Raw genomic sequence first — 18,041 nt, forward strand, 5'->3', positions numbered from 1 at the left:
TGATGTAGACCCGACATGCCGGGCCGGCAAGGCGCGAGCTTGCCTTCAGGCCGCGACCGAGACGCGCGCCCGGTCGAGCGCGAGCAGCGCGAGGCCACTCGCGACCGAGCGGAAGGCATCGCCGATATGCACCTTCCCGGCGCCGAAACGTCGATCGAACAGGCTGCGCACCGCCGGGACATAGGAGGTTCCGCCGGTCATGAAAACCGCCTCGATGCGATCCCCGCCGAGACCGGCCTCCGCCAGAGCGCGGTCGAGCGCGGCTTCGATCGCGCCGACGTCGTCGGCGATCCAGCGCTCGAAATCGGTGCGGCGGATTTGCTTCTCGATGGTGACGCCCATCTGGCCGAAGCTCAGCGTGGTCGCCTCATTGTCGGAGAGCGCGACCTTGGCGGCGGAAACGGCGCGATAGAGCTCGTAGCCGAGATCGTATTCGATCACCGTCAGCAGGTCCTCGAGCTTGCCGGGCTCGACCGCCTCGCGGATCAGGGCATTGAGCTCCGCCATGGTCTCGCGGCTCTTCATCAGCGAGAGCTTGTGCCATTGCGCGAAGGCGGCGTGATAATGCGCGGGGACCGGCAGGAGCTTGCCGAAGGAGCGATAATCCGTGCCCTTGCCGAGCGCCGGCGAAACGGCGTGCTCGATGATGCGGTAGTCGAAGGTGTCGCCGGCGACGCCGACACCGGCATGGGAAAGCGGGATGGCCTCAAGCCTGCCGCCCTCCCCCGGCTCAAAGCGCATCACCGAGAAGTCGCTGGTGCCGCCGCCGAAGTCGGCGACCAGCATGGTCTGCGGCTCCTTGAGATCGCGTGCGTACCAATAGGCGGCGCCTAGCGGCTCATAGGCGAAATCGACTTGTCTCATCCCGGCCTTGCCGTAGGAGGCCTTGAGGCGGGCGACCGCGAGCTCCTCGTCGGGCCGCTCGCCGGCGAAGACGACCGGGCGGCCGGATATCAGCGGCAGCGCGTCATGACCGGCGAGGCCCGCCGAGAGATCGGCCAGGAAGACGCCGATCAGATCCTCCAGCCGGAAAAGCTTGCCGAACAGCCGGGTTTCCTGGAAGGCGCGGCTGGAAAGATGGGTCTTGAGCGACTGCAGGAAGCGGTGCTCGGCGGTCATTCCCAGCGCCATGTCAAGCGCATCGGGGCCGCTGACATGGGTGACGCGGGTCTCGGGCGGGCGCCCCTCGCGCCAGAACATCAGCGCCGAGCGATAGGCGTCGACCGCGCCCTGCCTGGTGACGAAGGAGCGTGTCATGACCGAGCCGTCCGCTCCCGCCAACGCGACGACGCTGTTGGTGGTGCCGAAGTCGATGCCGATAGCGGCGGGGGTCATGGCGGGCTCCTTTCGCGAGATGGACAGGCCAGCCCTCATCCTGAGGAGCGGGCGCAGCCCGCGTCTCGACGGATGTTCCAGAGCGCACTGGAGCCTCCTTCGAGACGCCGCTGCGCGGCTCCTCAGGATGAGGGCTGAGGATAATCAGCCGAAACAAAAGCCCGCGCGGATTTCTCCGCGCGGGCCGAATTCGAAGGCCGGCCGCTTCCGCGGCCGAAACCTCACTTCTTGTCGGTGGCCTTCTTGAGCGCGGCGCCCAGAATGTCGCCGAGCGAGGCGCCGGAGTCGGACGAACCGAACTGGGCGATCGCCTCCTTCTCCTCAGCCATCTCCAGAGCCTTGACCGACACCTGGATCTTGCGGGCCTTCTTGTCGAAGAGCACGACGCGGGCGTCGATGCGCTCGCCGGCCGCGAAGCGCTCGGGGCGCTGCTCGGAGCGATCGCGGGCCAGCTCGGCGCGCTTGATGAAGGTCATCATGTCGGTGTCGGCGATCTTCACGTCGAGACCCGACTCCTTCACCTCAACCACCTCACAGGTGACGATCTGACCCTTCTTGAACTCGCCGGCATCCACGAAGGGATCGCCGCCGAGCTGCTTCAGGCCGAGCGAGATACGCTCCTTCTCGACGTCCACATCGAGAACGACGGCCTGCAGGACGTCGCCCTTCTTGTATTCCTCGATGACCTGCTCGCCCGGACGGTTCCAGTCGAGATCCGAGAGATGGATCATGCCGTCGATATCGCCTTCGAGACCCAGGAACAGGCCGAACTCGGTCTTGTTCTTGACCTCGCCCTCGACAGTCGAGCCCGACGGGTGCTGCTCCGCGAAGAGCTCCCACGGGTTGCGCAGGGTCTGCTTGAGGCCGAGCGAGATGCGGCGCTTGACCGGATCGACCTCGAGGATCGCGACGTCGACTTCCTGCGAGGTCGAGACGATCTTGCCGGGGTGGACGTTCTTCTTGGTCCAGGACATCTCGGAGACGTGGATCAGGCCTTCGATGCCCGGCTCCACTTCGACGAACGCGCCGTAGTCCGTGATGTTGGTCACGCGACCCTTGAGGCGGGTGCCGACCGGGTAACGCTCGGCGATGCCATCCCACGGATCGGCCAGCAGCTGCTTGATGCCGAGCGAGATGCGGTGCGTGTCCTGGTTGATCTTGATGATCTTGACCTTGACCGTCTGGCCGATGGTCACGACCTCGGACGGGTGGTTCACGCGGCGCCACGCCATGTCGGTGACGTGCAGCAGGCCGTCGATGCCGCCGAGGTCAACGAACGCACCGTACTCGGTGATGTTCTTGACGACGCCGTCGATGACCTGGCCCTCTTCGAGCGAGGCGACGAGCTCGGAACGAGCCTCGGCGCGGGTCTCTTCGAGGACGGTGCGGCGCGACACGACGATGTTGCCGCGGCGACGATCCATCTTGAGGATCTCGAAGGGCTGCGGCTGGCCCATCAGCGGGCCAACGTCGCGGATCGGGCGGATGTCGACCTGCGAGCGCGGCAGGAAGGCCACGGCGCCGTCGAGGTCGACGGTGTAGCCGCCCTTGACGGTGTTGAAGATCATGCCGGTGACCTTCTCGCGGGCCTCGAAGGCCTTCTCGAGCTTGACCCAGCTCTCTTCGCGACGAGCCTTGTCACGCGAGATGACGGCTTCGCCGAGCGCGTTCTCGATCCGGTCCAGATAGACCTCGACCTCGTCGCCGACGTTCAGTTCCTGCTCACGGCCGGGGCCGGTGAATTCCTTGAGCGCGACGCGACCTTCGGTCTTCAGACCGACGTCGATGATCGCCATATCCTTCTCGATGGCGACGACCTTGCCCTTGATGACGGAGCCTTCGAGGGCCTCGTTCCGGGTGAAGGACTCTTCGAGCAGGGCGGCGAAATCCTCGCGACCCGCGCTGTAGCTTTCAACTGCAGACATGTAATCTCCTGGGAGCCGGCCGCGTATCCCGCGGATGTCCGGCTTGGGCGCCTGGGCTGGTGTTGCGTTCCGGACCGCTACCGTCAGCTTCTCCTCTCGGAGGAATCCCGCCCCGATATGCTCGGGGCCGGAGGCGCCATGCCGCCGGTTCGATCCGTATCCAAAGAGCCCGCTTCCAGCACGAAACGGGAGCAGGTCTCGAAGACCGCCCCCGGCGCATGATCGATCACGGCCCTTCGGACAAGGGCGATGTAATCCACTCCGGTCGTCAGAGCAAGCTTTCTGCCGCTTTTCCGAGGTCTCCGGCCGTGCCAGTGTGCATGCTCTAGGGCCGGCACAAGGGGAGCTTTGCATGGGCTGGGTCATACTCGGGCTGATCGTGGCCCTCGTCGTCTATGCGATCATGACCTATAACGGGCTCGTGACGATGCGGCAGCAACCAGGCCTTCGCCGACATCGACGTCCAGCTCAAGCAGCGCCACGACCTGATCCCCAACCTCGTCGAGACGGTGAAGGGGTATGCGACACATGAGAAGTCGACGCTCGACGCGGTGATCGCCGCCCGCAACGCCGCGCAGGGCGCCAGCGGCGTGCACGACAAGGCCGCCGCCGAGCAGCAGCTTTCCGGCGCCGTCGGGCGGCTGCTGGCGTTGGGCGAGGCTTATCCCGACCTCAAGGCCAGCGCGAATTTCCAGCAGCTGCAGGTCGATCTCGGCAATGTCGAGGACAAGCTCGCGGCGGCGCGGCGCTTCTTCAACAATGCGGTCGGCGAGTTCAACGCGGCGATCCAGGCCTTCCCGGCCGTGCTGTTCGCCCCGCAGATGGGCTTCACGCAGCGCGAATTCTTCGATGTCGGCGAGACCGCGCGCGCCCAGATCGAGGTCGCGCCGAGCGTGAAGTTCTAGCGCAAGACTGCCGGCGGCAGGCAGGGGGAGCGCGAGCGATGGCTCAGGCCTTCGGGCTCTATACCCATCAGCGCAACAACCGGATCAGGTCCAACCTCCTGATCGCCGGGCTCTTCCTGCTCGTCTACCTCACCGCCTGGGGCCTGCTGCTGATCGCGTATGGCTATGGCGGCGTGCCGCGCGGGCAAACCGTCTTCGGCGAGGCGAACCGCATCTTCCGCTCCTGGTTTCCCTTCATCACGCTGGCGACGATCCTCTGGATCTTCGTCGGCTTCCGCATCAATGTCGCGCTGATCGGCGCGGTGACCGGCGCCAGGGGCATCACGCAGGCGGACAACCCCAAGCTCTACCGGATGCTGGAGAATCTCTGCATCTCGCGCGGCCTGTCGATGCCCAGGCTCGCCATCATGGAGAGCGATGCGCTCAACGCCTTCGCCAGCGGCGTGAACGACAAGCAGTTCACCGTGACCGTCACCAGCGGCTTGCTGGCACAGCTCAACGACGCCGAGGTCGAGGCGGTGCTCGCCCATGAGCTGACCCATATCCGCAACGGCGATGTCCGGCTGATGGTGGTCGCGGTGGTGATCGCCGGCGTGGTCTCCTTCATCGGCGAGATCGTGTTCCGCGGTTTCGGCCGCAGCAGGATCAGGGTTTCGTCGGACGATTCCAAGAAGGGCAACGGGCTGGCGATCGTCATCGGCGTCGCGGTGATCGCGATTTCCTGGTTCCTGGCCGTACTGATCCGGCTGTCTCTGTCGCGGTCGCGCGAATATCTGGCCGATGCCGGAGCGGTCGAGCTGACCAAGAACCCGGATGCGATGATCTCGGCCCTGCTCAAGATTTCCGGCCGGGCCGACATCGACGGCATTCCCTCCGGCGTGATGGACATGTGCTTCGAGAACGACCCCGACGATTTCGCCGATCTGTTCTCGACCCACCCTTCCGTCACCAAGCGCGTGCAGGCGCTGATCGAGACAGCGGGCGGACGCATGCCGGAGATGCCGCCGCACCCGCCCAGGCTCGCTGAGCGTCAGGACCTGCAGACCATGGTCGAGGAGACGGCGGCGCGCGGCCCCTGGTCCCGCCCGCCGCAAGCGCCCGGCCAAGGCTGATCAGGCAACGACCAGCTTCGCGGAGTCGATCTCGAAAACGAGCGGATAGAAGGTGCTCCAGCGGTTCCAGCGCTGCGTCCCGGCCTCGCTGACCGCCCAGAGCTTGCCGTCCGGCGCACGGCCGAGGTCTTCGATGCCGCCGGGAGCTCCGTAACGCGCCAGGACCGCGCCGGTGCGGCTGTCGAGCCTCGACAGGTATGCGGGCCGATTGCCGGCGCTCTGCGATATCCAGATGCTCCCGTCATCGCCGAAGGTCGCGCCCTGCGCGAGGAGCGGCAGCGGGATGGTCGCCGCCGCATCCGCGAGGCTGATCGCCACCTCGCTCCCGGACAGCACCCGGGCGACCGGCACGGCATGGAGGCTAGGCATGCCCTCGCGGCGGAAGGGACCGAACCAGAGCCTGTCGCCGGATGCAGCAAGGAACGAAGGTCCCATCGCTTTGTCGACGCGCGCCTCCTTCAGCGGCACGCATTCGCCAACGCGGCAGGATTCCTTAAAATCGAGCGCGAGCAGACGTCCCGAATTGGCAACGAACAGCGTGTCCTTGACCATGGCGAGGCCACCCGGATGGCCGTAGGTCGCCGGCAAGGCGAAGCTGCCGAGCAAACGCCCATCGGTGCGGGACAGGCGAAAGAGCTGGGACGGACCATTGTCCTGATCACGCTCGCTGCTGCGATAGGCGGCGATCAGGATCTCGTCGCGATAGACCGTCAGGCCCTGGGGAATGTAGCCTTCGTTCAGACCCGGAGACCAATAGCGGCGGCCGATGGCAGGCTCATTGGGCACGGCGCTGAGTTCGCGCATATCGTAGCCGGGCGCGTCGCCGGACAGGGACGGGCGCGCCAGCGCAGCGGGAGCCAGGAAGAGACCTGCGCCCGCCGCCAGGAGACGGCGGCGATCCACGATCACGATTTCAGCGCCCGTCCTGCGCCCATTCGAGCGCTTCCTCCAGCCGATCGTCGCCCCAGAACAATTCACCATCGCCGGCGACGAAGAAGGGCGCGCCGAAGATGCCGATGGACTTGGCATATTCGATCTCGGCTTTGAGCCGGCCCTTGACCTCCTCGCTGCGTGACAGCGGCAGCGCGACATTGGGATCGCTGCCGGCCTCCTTCAGCGCCGCCGTCAATACGGCTTCCTCCGCGATGTTCTTGCCTTCGCAGAACTGCGCCCGGAACAGAGCCCGCGAAAAGACCGGCGTCCACCCCGCTTCGCGGCCGGCCAGCGCCAACCGCGTCGCGGTCAGCGAATTGTGGGGAAAATTGTCGGGCTTGATGAAGCTGAACCCCTGCCGCCGGGCGCGCCGAGCCGTGTCGCGCCACATGTAACGGCCCTTGCTGGGGAAGAGTGCGAAGGGCGAGCTGTTCCAACCCTGCGCAGCAAAGATCGGCCCCAACAGGAAAGGCCGCCAGCGCAAGGAGACACCGGCCTCCTCGGCCAGCTTCTCGATTCTGAGTGCACTCAGGCAGGAATAGGGCGACGCGAACTCATACCAGAAGTCCAGAACGGGACGATTCGGCATTCAGCCTCCGAACAGGTCGTCATCTCGTGTCGCGCATCGGTGAGCCTGCGCCCTCCGAAGCACGACCGCAAGCGCCGCAAACGGGCGCTATCGGAAAGTGGGACGACGCCGTCGCCAACGCCGACCCATCACAGGACGACGCGGGATCGATCAGAAGGTTCCGATTGCTTCGCCCCGAACCCTGCGATAGTGCGCCATTGCGTCCGAAACGCGGCCCGCGGGCCGCCAGCAGGAAATTGATCAGATGGCTGACAGCAGCGTGAAGAAGGTCGTCCTCGCCTACTCCGGCGGACTCGACACCTCGATCATCCTCAAATGGCTGCAGACCACCTATCGATGCGAGGTCGTGACCTTCACGGCCGATCTCGGTCAGGGTGAGGAGCTCGGCCCTGCCCGCGACAAGGCGCTGCTGCTCGGTATCAAGCCGGAGAACATCTATATCGAGGACCTGCGCGAGGAATTCGTGCGCGACTACGTCTTCCCGATGTTCCGGGCGAATGCCGCCTATGAAGGCGTCTATCTGCTGGGAACCTCGATCGCGCGGCCGCTGATCGCCAAGAAGCTGATCGAGATCGCCGAGAAGACCGGCGCCGACGCCGTCTCCCACGGCGCCACCGGCAAGGGCAACGACCAGGTCCGCTTCGAGCTCACCGCCTATGCGCTGAAGCCCGACGTCGTGGTGATCGCGCCCTGGCGCGAATGGGATCTGCGCTCGCGCGAGCAGCTCATCGCCTTCGCCGAGCAGCACCAGATTCCGATCGCGAAGAACAAGCGCGGCGAGGCCCCCTTCTCCGTCGACGCCAACCTGCTGCACGCCTCCTCGGAAGGCCGTGTGCTGGAGGATCCGGCGGTCGAGGTGCCCGATTACGTCTATTCGCGCACGATCTCGCCGGAGGACGCGCCGGACACCCCGACGATCGTCACGGTCTCCTTCGAGAAGGGCGACGCGGTCGCGATCGACGGCGAGAAGCTCTCGCCGGCGACGCTGCTCGCCAAGCTCAACGATCTCGGCCGCGACAACGGCATCGGCCGGCTCGACCTCGTCGAGAACCGCTTCGTCGGCATGAAGAGCCGCGGCATGTACGAGACGCCCGGCGGCACGATCCTGCATGCGGCCCATCGCGCCATCGAATCGATCACGCTCGACCGCGGCGCGGCGCATCTCAAGGACCAGATCATGCCGCAATATGCCGAGCTGATCTATAACGGCTTCTGGTTCTCGCCGGAGCGCGAGATGCTGCAGGCGCTGATCGACAAGAGCCAGGAGTTCGTCACCGGCGACGTCCGCCTCAAGCTCTACAAGGGCGGCGTCCACGTCATCGGCCGCTCTAGCGACTACTCGCTCTACGATCAGGACCTCGTCACCTTCGAGGAAGGCGCCGTGGCCTATGACCACCGCGACGCGGCAGGCTTCATCAAGCTCAACGCTCTGCGCCTGCGCACGCTGGGCCAGCGCAAGAAGAAGCTCGGTCTCTGAGCCCTCTCCTACGAAAGCCCGCCTATCGGCGGGCTTTCTTTTTTGAACCGACGGCCTCCTGAAGCGTTCAGCACTCTCCATTATCGATGTGAGTGCTTCTGCATGCTCCGCTGCCTCGCCGCCGTTCTGATCTCCACCGCGCTATCGGCTTCCGCCTTCGCACAAGAAGTCCCACCGAAGAGCGAGAAGCCGGCGACGCCGGAAATCGCGACCTGCAAGGCAGCGGCGCTCCAGACGCTCCACGCCAGGGAGCCGGAGATCAAGGACATCTATATCGACGAGGACGGCACCACGGTCGCAGTGTCGGAATCGAAGATCGAGACCATTCCGGTTACGCGCATCCTGATGGGAGAGGCCTATCTCCGGACCGACCGCTCCGACAAGCCCCGCCGTTTTCTCTGCCTCCTCGGCGAGAACAGCAAGGTGCTGCTGACCTTCTTCACCGCGCGCTGAAGCCGAATCCGATCGCGTTTCGGTTCGATCGGCGCGTGCCCCAGAGACGCTCCCGGCCTGATCGGCTTGGATCGGAGGCGAAGCGCACCGCCTCTAGGGCTCGTCGATGACCTCGGTCGCGGGCCGGTCGTGGCCATCGGCCAGTTCCTGGTGCCACTGGCCGTCCTTGTCCTGATAGACGATGCCATCGGTGTGGCCGGCGACCATCTGACGTGCCGCCGCCCGCGTGGCGGCCTTCAGCGCCGCCTCATGCGAACGGAAGGTTTCCGACAACACGTCGCCGACCTTATAGGCCCACCCGCCATCGTGCTCGACGATCTCGTACTTGACCAGGGCCATCGCACGTCCTCCTTCCGATCCGGGGAGAACGATGGTCCCGCCGCAGGGTTCCGTCTACTCCCCGTTGCCGCTGTCGGCGGCGCGCAGGCTGTCGAGCGTCGGCATCGAAGTGATGTGATAGCCGGCGTCGATGTGGTGGACGTCGCCTGTGACACCGCCCGACAGGTCAGAAAGATAGTATAGAGCCGAGCCGCCGATCTCATCTAGCGAGACCGATTTGCGCAGCGGCGAGTTGGCCCGCTGCCAGGACAGCATGGCGCGCGCATCCGAGATGCCGGCACCGGCCAGCGTCCGCACCGGCCCGGGCGAGAGAGCGTTCACGCGGATGCCGCGCGGGCCGTAGTCACCGGCGAGATAACGCACGCTCGCCTCGAGCGCTGCCTTGGCCACGCCCATGACATTGTAGTTCGGCATGATCCGGGTCGAGCCGCCATAGGTCAGCGTGATCATGCTGCCGCCCTTCGGCATGCGGTCCGCGGCGCGCTTGGCGATCTCGGTGAAGGAGAAGCAGGAGATCACCATGGTGCGCGAGAAGTTCTCGCGCGAGGTGTCGGCATAGAGCCCCTTGAGCTCGTTCTTGTCGGAGAAGCCGATGGCGTGGACGACGAAGTCGAACGTGTTGCGCTCGGGATCGCCACCCCAGGCCTCGTCGAGAGCCGCAAAGGCCGCGTCGACGGAGGCGATGTCCTCGACGTCGCAGGGGATGACCAGATTCGAGCCGAGGCTTTCCGCCAGCGGGCGGACGCGCTTGCCCAGCGCATCGCCCTGATAGGTGAAAGCGACCTCGGCACCATGCGCGTGAAGGGTGCGGGCAATGCCCCAGGCAATCGAGTTCTGGTTGGCGACGCCCATGATGAGGCCGCGCTTGTTATGCATCAGCGGGAGCATGGCACACTCTGAAAGAGATCTTCAGGAACTGGTCGGATGGCGGGAGAAGAGGAAAACGCTCGGCAACTCTGGCTCGTCAAGCCTGAACGGCATCTGCGGATTGCACGCCCGTTGCACGGGCGGCGAACGTGACGCAGCACAACTAGGATTTCAGCACCGCGGCAGCCGCCGCCTTCGACGCCGCTACAGGGACGATCTCGAAGCGGGCAAGATCGCTCCACCGCAGAACCCATTCCTGCAGCAGAGCGACATCGTCGCATTCCATGATCTGGAAGCAGCGCCCCAGATCGGCGGCGACCCAGCTTTCGACGTAGCGCAAGCCTTCCGGCGCCATACGCCCGCGCTCCTGGAAGCGGGCGTAGACATCCTTCACGCGGGCCTGATCGAAATGCTCGATCACCATGAAGAGCATGGCGGCCTCAGGCCTCCAGGCGCTTCATCACGATGGTGGCGTTGGTGCCGCCGAAACCGAAGGAGTTGGAGAGGACGCAGCCGAGTCCGGCATTGTCGATGCGCTTGCGCACGATCGGCATGTCGGCAAAGGCAGGGTCGAGTTCCTCGATATGGGCGCTCTCGCAGATGAAATCATTGTTGAGCATCAGCAGCGAGTAGATCGCCTCCTGCACGCCGGTCGCGCCGAGCGAGTGGCCGGTGAGCGACTTTGTCGCGGAGATCGGCGGGCTCTTCTCGCCGGCGCCGAACACGGCGCGGATCGCCTCGATTTCCTTGGCATCGCCGACCGGGGTCGAGGTGCCGTGCGGATTGATGTAGTCGACCTTGGCCTTCACACCCTGCAGCGCCATGCGCATGCAGCGCTCCGCGCCCTCGCCCGAGGGGGCGACCATGTCGTAGCCGTCCGAGGTCGCGCCATAACCGACGATCTCGCCATAGATCTTGGCGCCGCGCGCCTTGGCGTGCTCCAGCTCTTCCAGCACGACGACGCCGGCGCCGCCGGCGATGACGAAGCCGTCGCGCCGGACGTCATAGGCACGGGAGGCGACCGACGGCCGATCGTTGAAGTCGGAGGACATCGCGCCCATGGCGTCGAAGAGGACGGAGAGCGTCCAGTCCAGCTCCTCGCAGCCACCGGCGAAGATCATGTCCTGCTTGCCCCACTGGATCAGCTCATAGGCGTTGCCGATGCAGTGGTTGGAGGTCGCGCAGGCCGAGGAGATCGAATAGTTGACGCCCTTGATCTTGAACCAGGTCGCGAGCGTGGCCGAGGCGGTCGAGGACATGCCCTTCGGCACGGCGAAGGGGCCGACCTTCTTGGAGGAGCCGCTCTCGCGGGCCTTGTCGTAGGCGTCGATCAGCGCGCGGGTCGAGGGACCGCCCGAGCCCATGACGATGCCGGTCCGCTCGTTGCTGACTTCGGCCGGTTCGAGCCCGGCATCGACGATCGCCTGCTCCATCGCGACCTGATTCCAGGCCGAACCGCCGCCGTGGAAGCGCATGGCACGCCGGTCGAGCACGGTCGCAGGATCGAGCGTGGGAACGCCCGCGACCTGGCTGCGGAAGCCGTGCGCGGCGAAGTCGGCGACATGGGAAATGCCCGATTTCGCTTCGTGCAGCGAGGCCAGGACCTCCTGCGTGTTGTTGCCGATGGACGAGACGATGCCCATCCCGGTGACGACGACGCGTCTCATGCTCGCTTCACTCCAGCTGTGAGCACGCGGCGGGCTGGCCCGCCGCTCTGGATTCGTACCGCGCAAATGGACCTCGCAGCAGAAGCGCGCAAGGTCGCGGTGCGTTTTTCCTCAGGCCGATTCCGGCTTGAACAGGCCGACGCGCATATCGCTGACCGTATAGATCCGCTTACCGTCCGCCTCGAGCCAGCCATCGGCAATGCCGAGCACGAGCTTCGACTTGAAGACGCGCTTGAAGTCGACGCCATAGACGACCTGCTTGACCGTCGGCAGCACCTGATCGGCGAACTTCACCTCGCCGACGCCGAGCGCGCGGCCGCGGCCGGGCAGGCCGAGCCAGCCGAGAAAGAAGCCGGTGAGCTGCCAGAGCGCATCGAGGCCGAGGCAGCCCGGCATCACCGGATCACCCTTGAAATGGCAATCGAAGAACCAGAGGTCGGGCTTGATGTCGAACTCGGCGCGGACGAGGCCCTTGCCGTGCTCACCGCCCTCTTCGGCGATCTCGGTGATGCGGTCGAACATCAGCATCGGCGGCAGCGGCAGCTGCGCGTTGCCCGGCCCGAACAGTTCCCCGCGGCCACAGGCGAGGATCTCCTCGTAGCTGAAAGACGACTGACGCTGCATTCCCGTTCCGCTCCTTTGCGCCGGCTGGATTCGGCACGGCATATTCTGCGCCGTGCCTAACACAGCGGGAACCTGAAACGAAAGGGCGCAGGCGCGCCGACCCACACGCCAACGTCAAAAACAGCCGCAGCCATGCGCCAGATCAAAGCGGACAGGGCCTTCATCCGCTAGGAAGTCGGTGTCGTGCTTGCGACGGTGAAGCTGAGGTCCTACATTTCTTTAGGATGATTTCAATAAACCGGCGGAGCTGCGGGCGCCCGTTGCGAACAAAGACACGAGAACGAGAATTGGCATGAGCGATCTGACTTCGCAAAACCAGGGCGACGGCTTGGTTGTGCGGCAGGGCTGCCCCTTCCACGATGTCCGGCAGAAGTTGCGGCGTGTCGGCCTGCGGCCAACCCGCCAGCGCGTTTCGCTCGGCTGGGTGCTCTTCGCCAAGGGCCAGCGCCATGTCAGCGCCGAGATGCTCTATGAAGAGGCGATGAAGGAGCGGATCCCGGTTTCGCTCGCGACGATCTACAACACGCTGCGCCAGTTCACCGAGGCAGGCCTCCTGCGCGAACTGACGCTCGACGGCGCCAAGGCCTATTTCGACACGGCCGATCACGAGCATCACCATTTCGTCGTGGAAGGCGAGAACCGCGTCATCGATATTCCGGCGCAGGAGATCGACGTCGCCAGCCTGCCGACACCGCCCGAGGGCTACCAAATCGCCCGCGTCGACGTCGTGGTGCGGCTGCGCAAGATTGACGGCTGAACCGGCCTCCTTTCGCTTGAAAGGTCGATGACGATGCGCTCTCGCCGCCCCCTGATCTCGCGGCGGACCTTCGCGGGGCTGGCTTTCGCCGCGGCTCTTCCCTCCATTCCCGCTGTCGCGGCGCCGCGGACGCTGAGCGGCACCGTGTCCTATCGCGAGCGCATGCTGCTGCCACCGAGCGCGACCGTTGAGGTCAAGCTCCTCGATGTCTCCCTCGCCGACGCGCCGGCGCGCACCATCGCCGAAACCCGTGTCTCCGGACGGCGCATCCCCGCGCCCTGGACCTTGCATTTCGATTCGCAGCAGATCGAACCGCGGCGCAGCTACGCGCTGCAGGCACGCATCCTCGATCGGAGACAGCTGCTCTTCACCACCATGGAACGACACAGCGTCTTTGCAGGCGGGCCGGACCAGACCGAAATCTGGGTCCAGCGCGTGGCGGCGCAGGATCAGCCGGCCACACCGGCCTCCTCCCCTATCGGGAGCTGGCGCCTCGCCAGTCTCGGTGGCGCCGAGACACCGGCTTCGATCACGACCGCCATCACCATCGCCGACGATGGCAGAGTGTCCGGCCGCGGCGGCTGCAACGGGTTTGGCGGCAACGCGACCGTCCGGGGACGGACGATCCGGTTCTCGCGCATGGTCTCGACGATGATGGCCTGCGCACCCGACGTGATGAATCAGGAGCAGCGCTTCCTGAAGACTCTCGAGCGGGTACATCGCTGGAGCATCGAGCGTCGCACGGGGCGGCTCGCCTTGCTCGACCGGGGCGGCCGGCCGCTGATGACGCTAACCCGGCAGTAGCCCCGACTGCCCGCCCGTCTCAGTCAACCTTTTCGTTCGGATAGACGCCCCAGAGGCGCTCCTGGCGGATAAAGCCGATGATGTTGCCGACGCTGACGCGGCACCAGGCATTGGCGCAGGAGTTGACATTCGTGACGACCCCCGCCTGCAGCCGGGCGACCACGTTCGCGTCCTCCGATGCGCTGCTACGCATCGGGAACACCTCGTCCTTGTTCCGGGACCACGGCGCCACGAGCGCAGTGCGGCGTCCGGAAAGCAGGCTGTGCAGCACCCAGCCCTCGGTGCCGTCCGCATCGCGCACGCGGCGCCAGGTCTCGAATTCCGCCGTCACCTCGACCGGCAGCCCGGCGCGCTGATAGACCCAGCGGGTGCGATGCTCCTTCGACGGCCCCTCGCGCAAATTCACCCGGTCCGTCTTTAGGCTGACATAGCGCGGCACCGGCAGGCCCGTGACGGAGCCCGCTTGCATGTCCTGCGCGGCGGCGGTGAGCGACGAACCGATGAAGAGTGCGCCGATCAGGGCGATTTGGCGCATCGTCGTAACCTTCATCCGCCGTTCTCCCTGTTCGGCACCCTGCCCCCGGCGAAGGGTCAAGTTGTCTTCCGCTGCGCCGCCGCATAGACAACTCATACGGGGCTGCGCAACCGCTCCATTCCTGGGCCAGCAGGGTTAATGGCTGGTTGAAGGCCGCGGCGAATACGGATGACGGAAGGGTGACCGGCATGTCGAAGAAGAAACCCCTGGTCGTGGTGACGCGCAAGCTGCCCGCGGTGGTGGAAACCCGAATGCGCGAGCTGTTCGACGCCAGGCTCAACATCGATGACAAGCCGATGTCGCAGGCCGCCCTCGTCGAAGCCGTGAAGACCGCCGACGTGCTGGTCCCAACAGTCACCGACAAGATCGACGCCGCCATCATCGCGCAGGCCGGGGACCAGCTCCGGCTCATCGCCAATTTCGGCAACGGCGTCGACAATATCGACGTCGCCAGCGCCGTGCAGCGCGGCATCACCGTCACCAACACGCCGGGCGTGCTCACCGACGACACCGCCGACATGACGATCGCGCTGATCCTCGCCGTGGCGCGCCGGATCGCCGAGGGCGCCCGCGTCATCCCCGACGACGACTGGGCCGGCTGGTCGCCGACCTGGATGCTTGGCCGGCGCATCACCGGCAAGCGCCTCGGGATCGTCGGCATGGGGCGCATCGGCCAGGCCGTGGCGAAGCGCGCCGCCGCCTTCGGGCTGTCGATCCACTATCACAACCGCCGCCGGGTCGATCCCCGCACCGAGGAGAGGCTCGATGCAACCTACTGGGATTCGCTCGACCAGATGCTGGCGCGGATGGATATCGTCTCGGTGAACTGCCCGCATACGCCGGCGACCTATCACCTGCTCTCGGCGCGCCGCCTCAAGCTGATGAAGCCGGACGCGATCCTGGTGAACACCGCACGCGGCGAGATCGTCGACGAGACGGCGCTCGCCCGCATGCTGGAAGCCGGAGAACTCGCCGGCGCTGGCCTCGACGTGTTCGAGAGCGAGCCCGCGGTCAATCCGCGACTGCTCAAGCTCGCCCGCCAGCACAAGGTCGTGGTGCTCCCGCATATGGGCTCGGCCACGCATGAAGGCCGCGCCGACATGGGCGAGAAGGTCATCGTCAACATCAAGACCTTCATGGACGGCCACAAGCCGCCGGATCGCGTGCTGCCGAGCATGCTCTAGCAGCGGACCGAAAAGCGGAATCCACTTTTCGGCAGAATCCGATGTTCCGACAAAGGGATAGATCGCCACCATGCGTCCGGTGGGACGCATGACGACCTGAAAGCCGGGCGCCTCAGGCGGCGTGGAGCTCCGCGAGCCGCGCCGCCTCGCCCGGCCAGTCCCGATAGGTGTCGATCACGCCGGTGGCCCCTGCAGCCAGCAGGCGATCACGCATACGCGGCTTGTCATGGGCCGTTCCGGTGAAGCCCACCACCTGCATGCCCGCCGCCCGGGCAGCCTGCACGCCCGGCACGGAATCCTCCAGGACAAGGCAATTTGCCGGCTGAACAACCATCTGCGCGGCGGCGAAGAGGAAGACGTCAGGCGCCGGCTTGCCGCGGGCGACCTGCGACACCGAAAAGACATGCGGATCGAACAGGTCGAGAAGGCCGGCGAGGCCAAGGTTGCGCCGCAACGGTTCGAGGCTGGTCGAGGAAGCGACGCAACGGCGCCCGGCGAGCAGAGGCAACGCCTCCCGCACCCCCGGCAGCGCCCGCAGCTCGCGTTCGAGCCGGGCAGCCACACCGTTCTCGATTCTGCTCTCGAAATCGGCCGGCAGCCGGCGGCCGAGCGCCGCTTCGATCACCTTGAAGCCGTCGGCAAGCGGAATGCCGACAAGATGCGCGTTGTAATCCTCGATCGTCCACTGCGTCAGGCCGATCTCGTGGCAAAGCACGAGACTGACCTCGCTGTAGAGCGTCTCGCTATCGATCAGCGTGCCGTCGCAATCGTAGATGACGAGATCGAACGGCATCCTCGCCTCCCGGCGCTGCCGCTCAGCTCGCCCGGGCAGTGTCGAACTGGCCGGCCTTGCGGAAGCGCCAGAGATAGGAGGAGATGATCGCCTCGACCGAAGTCGGGGCAATGCCGATCCCGGCGAAGTCCCGGCCTTCCTTGGCCGCGGCCGAGGAGACGACGTTGTCGCTTTGGAGCAGCGTCACCTGATCACGGGTCAGGACCAGCTCGTCGGGAATCAGCCCGAGCGTCAGCGCGTCCAGCACCTGCAGCACGCTGCCCATGATCCGCGCCAGCGGGAAAGGCAGCGGCGCCAGCAGGCGCTTGCGGCCAGTCACGCGGCAGACCTCCTCGAGGACCTGGCGCAGGCTCATGACCTCCGGGCCGCCAAGCTCGTAGACGCGCCCGCTCTGCACCGTGCCATCGACCGCACGCGCCGCCACCTCGGCGACGTCGCCGACGAAGGCCGGCTGGAACTTCGTCGCGCCATCGCCGACCAGCGGCAGCACCGGCAGCATCCGCGCCATCGAGGCGAAGCGGTTGAAGAAGGTGTCCTCCGGTCCGAACATCACGGAAGGCCGCAGCACGACCGCGCCTGGCACGGCGGCGAACACGGCGGCCTCGCCCTCGGCCTTGGTGCGGGCGTAGGTCGAGGCCGATTCGGCAACCGCGCCGAGCGCCGAGACATGGACCAGCCGGGTGATGCCTGCGGCGGCGCAGGCCTGGGCCACGGCGCGAGCACCGTTCGCCTGCACGGCCAGGAAGCTCTGGCGCCCCTGCTCCTGCATGATGCCGACGAGGTTGATGACGGCGTCAGCGCCCTTCACGGCAGCGGCAACCGAGGCGGGATAGCGCAGATTGGCCTGCACGGCATGGATCTGGCCGACAGTGCCGATCGGCTGCAGGAAACCTGCGAGGTCCGGGCGGCGCACCGCGACCCGCACCCGATAGCCGCGCTTGACGAGCGCCCGCACGACGTGGCGGCCGACGAATCCGGAACCACCGAAAACCGTGACGAGTTGCTGAGCCGGGGCTTGAAGGGCCATCGCGGGAGCTCCGTTTAGAATGCTTCTGCCCTCCTAGATCATGTTCCGCCAAAGTGGAAATCCCTTTTGCGCCGAACACGCACTGGTCCGGAAGATGCGGCCTTTCGCCCTAGGCCGGTTCAGTTCTTCGGGCATTCCTTCCCGCTTTCCGCGTGGCTTTCCGGGTAACCCGATATTCCGGGCCGAGACGCTTTCCACAGGCTGCGGCCAGCCGAATGCATTTCGTTGATGCAGGCCCGTTGACAGGACGACTCGGCCCCCGTAAACGAACCGCCGTTGCCCAGGTGGCGGAATTGGTAGACGCACCAGCTTCAGGTGCTGGCGCCTGCAAGGGCGTGGAGGTTCGAGTCCTCTCCTGGGCACCACTCATCTACCAGAGTGGTGGTTTGTCAGCACCTTAGCTGACATGATGGGGCTATGCCTCGCCGTTGTCGTGAACGATGGCGAGCGCCGATGGTGGTGCGCTTCGGCGCCCCCATCAGCCGGAACTCCTTTTCCATCGTCTACATCGTCCAGCGCATTCCGTCAGACCGGAGCCGACGAGCGCAAGCTGCGCATTGCCCTTCATGAGCAAGGCCGGCTTATCTTGCCGCCCCCCAAGGTGCCGAGCCGCAATGATGCGCCCTCGAAGCAAAGATCATGTGACCCGTGTCGCACGAATAGCGAAACACGGGCGGTGGATGCCGCGAGCGCCCCATCGCAAACCGGCAAATCG

Annotated in this window: 18 protein-coding genes, 1 tRNA gene and 1 pseudogene; 8 read left to right on the forward strand and 12 right to left on the reverse strand. The window is 65.9% G+C overall.

What is annotated here, in order from left to right; translation table 11 throughout:
- Positions 1–45 precede the first annotated feature (45 nt).
- Both AC1DIN_RS08230 and rpsA read right to left on the reverse strand, forming a co-directional pair.
- Positions 46–1,335, reverse strand: a complete 1,290-nt coding sequence (locus AC1DIN_RS08230) for an Hsp70 family protein (protein WP_476809337.1) — start codon at positions 1,333–1,335, stop codon at positions 46–48.
- Between the two features lie 221 nt (positions 1,336–1,556).
- Positions 1,557–3,260 carry a 30S ribosomal protein S1 gene (rpsA, locus tag AC1DIN_RS08235; protein ID WP_441471544.1) on the reverse strand — a complete coding sequence of 568 codons (1,704 nt, stop codon included), beginning with the start codon at positions 3,258–3,260 and terminating at the stop codon, positions 1,557–1,559.
- Positions 3,261–3,612: 352 nt separating this feature from the next.
- Between rpsA and AC1DIN_RS08240 the strand changes: the two are divergent.
- Positions 3,613–4,165, forward strand: a pseudogene (locus AC1DIN_RS08240) (LemA family protein).
- A gap of 38 nt (positions 4,166–4,203) precedes the next feature.
- Positions 4,204–5,277 (forward strand): M48 family metallopeptidase, encoded by a 1,074-nt coding sequence (locus AC1DIN_RS08245; RefSeq protein WP_476809338.1) that lies wholly within the window; start codon positions 4,204–4,206, stop codon positions 5,275–5,277.
- On the opposite strand, the gene AC1DIN_RS08250 is transcribed toward AC1DIN_RS08245, so the two are convergent.
- On the reverse strand, positions 5,278–6,180 hold the full coding sequence (locus tag AC1DIN_RS08250; protein WP_476809339.1) for an NHL repeat-containing protein: 903 nt from the start codon (positions 6,178–6,180) through the stop codon (positions 5,278–5,280).
- A 10-nt stretch (positions 6,181–6,190) separates the two neighbouring features.
- Positions 6,191–6,799 carry a DsbA family protein gene (locus tag AC1DIN_RS08255; RefSeq protein WP_476809340.1) on the reverse strand — a complete coding sequence of 203 codons (609 nt, stop codon included), beginning with the start codon at positions 6,797–6,799 and terminating at the stop codon, positions 6,191–6,193.
- Positions 6,800–7,043: 244 nt separating this feature from the next.
- Between AC1DIN_RS08255 and AC1DIN_RS08260 the strand changes: the two genes are divergently transcribed.
- Both AC1DIN_RS08260 and AC1DIN_RS08265 read left to right on the forward strand, forming a co-directional pair.
- Positions 7,044–8,276: an argininosuccinate synthase gene (locus tag AC1DIN_RS08260; RefSeq protein WP_441471549.1), complete on the forward strand. Its 1,233-nt coding sequence runs from the start codon at positions 7,044–7,046 to the stop codon at positions 8,274–8,276.
- A 102-nt stretch (positions 8,277–8,378) separates the two neighbouring features.
- Positions 8,379–8,729, forward strand: coding sequence for a hypothetical protein (locus AC1DIN_RS08265; RefSeq protein ID WP_476809341.1), 351 nt, complete (start codon positions 8,379–8,381; stop codon positions 8,727–8,729).
- Between the two features lie 93 nt (positions 8,730–8,822).
- Here the strand turns inward: AC1DIN_RS08265 and AC1DIN_RS08270 are convergent, their stop codons facing one another.
- From AC1DIN_RS08270 to fabA, 5 genes are all read right to left on the reverse strand, one after another.
- A complete protein-coding gene (locus AC1DIN_RS08270; RefSeq protein WP_441471551.1) occupies positions 8,823–9,068 on the reverse strand; it encodes a DUF2188 domain-containing protein in 246 nt (81 codons plus the stop codon).
- A gap of 54 nt (positions 9,069–9,122) precedes the next feature.
- Positions 9,123–9,956 (reverse strand): enoyl-ACP reductase FabI, encoded by an 834-nt coding sequence (fabI, locus tag AC1DIN_RS08275; RefSeq protein ID WP_476809342.1) that lies wholly within the window; start codon positions 9,954–9,956, stop codon positions 9,123–9,125.
- A 142-nt stretch (positions 9,957–10,098) separates the two neighbouring features.
- Entirely contained in the window at positions 10,099–10,368 is a 270-nt protein-coding gene (locus AC1DIN_RS08280; protein ID WP_476809343.1) for a DUF3303 domain-containing protein, read from the reverse strand.
- A gap of 7 nt (positions 10,369–10,375) precedes the next feature.
- Positions 10,376–11,602, reverse strand: a complete 1,227-nt coding sequence (fabB, locus tag AC1DIN_RS08285; RefSeq protein WP_441471554.1) for a beta-ketoacyl-ACP synthase I — start codon at positions 11,600–11,602, stop codon at positions 10,376–10,378.
- A gap of 111 nt (positions 11,603–11,713) precedes the next feature.
- Positions 11,714–12,226, reverse strand: a complete 513-nt coding sequence (gene fabA / locus AC1DIN_RS08290) for a 3-hydroxyacyl-[acyl-carrier-protein] dehydratase FabA (RefSeq protein ID WP_476809344.1) — start codon at positions 12,224–12,226, stop codon at positions 11,714–11,716.
- 292 nt (positions 12,227–12,518) lie between these two features.
- Here fabA and irrA point away from each other — a divergent pair, with 292 nt between their 5' ends.
- Positions 12,519–12,983, forward strand: coding sequence for an iron response transcriptional regulator IrrA (irrA, locus tag AC1DIN_RS08295; RefSeq protein WP_441471556.1), 465 nt, complete (start codon positions 12,519–12,521; stop codon positions 12,981–12,983).
- Positions 12,984–13,010: 27 nt separating this feature from the next.
- On the forward strand, positions 13,011–13,787 hold the full coding sequence (locus AC1DIN_RS08300; protein WP_476809345.1) for an META domain-containing protein: 777 nt from the start codon (positions 13,011–13,013) through the stop codon (positions 13,785–13,787).
- Positions 13,788–13,806: 19 nt separating this feature from the next.
- On the opposite strand, the gene AC1DIN_RS08305 is transcribed toward AC1DIN_RS08300, so the two are convergent.
- Positions 13,807–14,337: an SH3 domain-containing protein gene (locus AC1DIN_RS08305; protein ID WP_441471558.1), complete on the reverse strand. Its 531-nt coding sequence runs from the start codon at positions 14,335–14,337 to the stop codon at positions 13,807–13,809.
- 173 nt (positions 14,338–14,510) lie between these two features.
- Here AC1DIN_RS08305 and AC1DIN_RS08310 point away from each other — a divergent pair, with 173 nt between their 5' ends.
- Positions 14,511–15,506, forward strand: coding sequence for a 2-hydroxyacid dehydrogenase (locus AC1DIN_RS08310; protein ID WP_441471559.1), 996 nt, complete (start codon positions 14,511–14,513; stop codon positions 15,504–15,506).
- 112 nt (positions 15,507–15,618) lie between these two features.
- On the opposite strand, the gene AC1DIN_RS08315 is transcribed toward AC1DIN_RS08310, so the two are convergent.
- Both AC1DIN_RS08315 and AC1DIN_RS08320 read right to left on the reverse strand, forming a co-directional pair.
- Positions 15,619–16,299 (reverse strand): HAD family hydrolase, encoded by a 681-nt coding sequence (locus tag AC1DIN_RS08315; RefSeq protein WP_476809346.1) that lies wholly within the window; start codon positions 16,297–16,299, stop codon positions 15,619–15,621.
- A gap of 22 nt (positions 16,300–16,321) precedes the next feature.
- On the reverse strand, positions 16,322–17,326 hold the full coding sequence (locus AC1DIN_RS08320) for a complex I NDUFA9 subunit family protein (RefSeq protein ID WP_476809347.1): 1,005 nt from the start codon (positions 17,324–17,326) through the stop codon (positions 16,322–16,324).
- Positions 17,327–17,604: 278 nt separating this feature from the next.
- Between AC1DIN_RS08320 and AC1DIN_RS08325 the strand changes: the two genes are divergently transcribed.
- A tRNA-Leu gene (locus AC1DIN_RS08325) sits at positions 17,605–17,691 on the forward strand.
- The last annotated feature ends 350 nt before the right edge of the window (positions 17,692–18,041 follow it).

The sequence above is a fragment of the Allobosea sp. 05T438 genome, from assembly GCF_056396025.1.